Source organism: Thiomonas sp. TH-17, assembly GCF_057473305.1.
In genome coordinates this window covers 1-2,580 of record NZ_JBYCKI010000294.1, presented here as the reverse complement: position 1 = coordinate 2,580, position 2,580 = coordinate 1, and the positions used below count along the sequence as shown (strand labels likewise).

Sequence of the window (2,580 nt, the reverse complement as noted above, 5' to 3'; positions counted from 1 at the left end):
TTGGCGGCCAGCGCCGTTTCGAGCACCAGCATGGGCACGCCCGGCTGACTATGTTCGCGCGCCACTTTCACGCCGTCGGCGGTATGGGTGTCGATCAGCCGTTCGCTGCCCTGCCACACGCTGCGGATGGTGGCGAGCCGGTCGGCATGGGTGCTGCTGCCCGAGGCGAAGCCGTAGTCGGTCGCAATTCTGGCAAACGCAGGATCGGCCGAGAGGTCGAAAAAACCCTTGCTTGGCAGTTCGCCCGCGAACAGCGAATGGACGCGCGAGGCATCTCGCCCGAGCAGATCGAAGATGAAGCGCTCGAAATTCGAGGCCTTCGAGATGTCCATCGACGGGCTGGAGGTGTGATGCGTCTCAGCCGACTTGCGCGGACGGTAGACGCCGGTGCGGAAGAACTCGTCGAGCACGTTGTTCTCGTTCGTGGCCAGCACCAGCTTGCGGATCGGCAGACCCATCATGCGTGCCACATGCCCGGCGCAGATATTGCCGAAGTTGCCCGACGGCACAGTGAAGCTCACCTGCTCGTCGTTGCTGCGCGTGGCCTGGAAGTAGCCGGCGAAGTAATAGACGATCTGCGCCGCGAGCCGCGCCCAGTTGATGGAGTTGACGGTGCCGATGCGCCAGCGGCGCTTGAAGTCGAGATCGTTGGAGACGGCCTTGACCATGTCCTGCGCATCGTCGAACACGCCCTGCACCGCGATGTTGTGGATATTGGCGTCGGCCAGCGAATACATCTGCGCGGTCTGGAACGCGCTCATCTTGCCGAAGGGCGAAAGCATGAACACGCGAATGCCGCGCTTGCCGCGCATGGCATATTCGGCCGCGCTGCCGGTATCGCCCGAGGTCGCGCCGAAGATGTTGAGCTCGCTGTGCTGGCGGGCGAGCGCGTACTCGAACAGATGGCCGAGCAACTGCATGGCCATGTCCTTGAAGGCCAGCGTGGGCCCTTCGGACAGTCCCAGCAGCGCCATGCCCGGATCGCCCTTCAACGGTTTGAGCGGCACGATCTCGGCATGGCCGCCGAACACCTCGGACGTGTAGGTCTTGGCGATCAGCGCACGCAGATCGTCAGCCGGAATGTCGGTGATGAAACGCGACAGAATCTCAAAAGCCAGATCGGCATAGGACAGCCCGCGCCATTGCGCCAGCGTGGCGCTATCGATCTGCGGATAGTGTTCGGGCAGATAGAGCCCGCCATCGGGCGCCAGCCCTTCGAGCAGGATGTCGGAAAAACCTCGGGTCGCGGACTCGCCACGGGTACTCAGATAACGCATCAGCGCAACTCCTCTTTACGAATCCGCACGATGGGCGCGTGCACGCTGGGCAGGGTCTGCATGCGGCCGATGGCGGTGTTCATGCGCGACTCGACGGTGTCATGCGTGAGGATGATGAGGTCGGTCTGATGCTCGCCTTCCCCGGCCTCGCGCTGAATGAGGCCGTCGATGGAAATGCCTTCATCCGCCAGGATGCGGGTAAGGTCGGCCAGCACCCCGGTCTGATCGGCCACGCGCAGGCGCAGGTAGTAGGCGGTCACCACCCGATCCATCGGCAGGATGGGAGAATCGCTCATCGCATCGGGCTGGAAGGCCAGATGCGGCACGCGGTGTTCGGGGTCGGCGGTATGCAGCCGGGTCACATCCACCAGGTCGGCGATGACGGCGGAGGCGGTCGGCTCAGAGCCCGCGCCCTTGCCGTAATACAGCGTGGGGCCGACCGCGTCGCCCTGCACCACCACCGCATTCATCGCGCCTTCGACATTGGCGATCAGACGCGTGGCTGGAATCAGGGTGGGATGCACGCGCAACTCGATGCCCTCACCGGTGTGCTTGGTGATGCCCAGCAGCTTGATGCGATAGCCGAGTTGCTCGGCGTAACGAATGTCGGCCGCCTGCAGCGCGGTGATGCCCTCGACATAGGCCTTGTCGAATTGCACCGGCACGCCGAAGGCGATGGCGCAGAGAATGGTGGCTTTATGCGCAGCGTCCACACCTTCGATATCGAAGGTCGGATCGGCTTCGGCGTAGCCCAGCGCCTGCGCCTGCTTGAGCACGGAGGCGAAATCCAGCCCTTTGTCGCGCATCTCGGACAGGATGAAGTTGGTCGTGCCGTTGATGATGCCCGCGATCCATTCGATGCGATTGCCTGCCAGCCCTTCACGCACCGCCTTGATGATGGGAATGCCGCCGGCCACCGCCGCCTCGAAGGCCACCATCACGCCCTTGGCCTGCGCCGCGGCGAAGATTTCGTTGCCGTGCATCGCCAGCAAGGCCTTGTTCGCCGTCACCACATGCTTGCCCGCTGCGATGGCCGCCAGCACCAGCTCGCGCGCCGGGTTGATGCCCCCCATGAGTTCGACCACGATGTCGATGTCGGGCCGGGTCGCCAGGGCCATGAAGTCCGTGGTGATGGGCAAGGCTTCACCCAGAGCGGCGCGCGCCTTGTCGGGGTTGCGCGCGGCAATCGCCGCGATGGCAATGCCGCGCCCGGCGCGTCGCTGCAGCTCTTCCTGGTTGCGCGCCAGCACCTTGACCACACCGCTGGCGACGGTGCCCGCGCCGAGAAGGGCAATCTGTAAAG

2 protein-coding genes are annotated in these 2,580 nt (G+C 64.5%); both read right to left on the bottom strand.

What is annotated here, in order from left to right; all coding sequences use genetic code 11:
* The coding region (gene thrC, locus AC2VLV_RS16420; protein ID WP_486990987.1) for a threonine synthase at positions 1–1,277 on the bottom strand (1,277 nt) is incomplete at its 3' end.
* The coding region (locus tag AC2VLV_RS16415; RefSeq protein ID WP_486990986.1) for a homoserine dehydrogenase at positions 1,277–2,580 on the bottom strand (1,304 nt) is incomplete at its 5' end. The genes AC2VLV_RS16415 and thrC, both read right to left, overlap by 1 nt.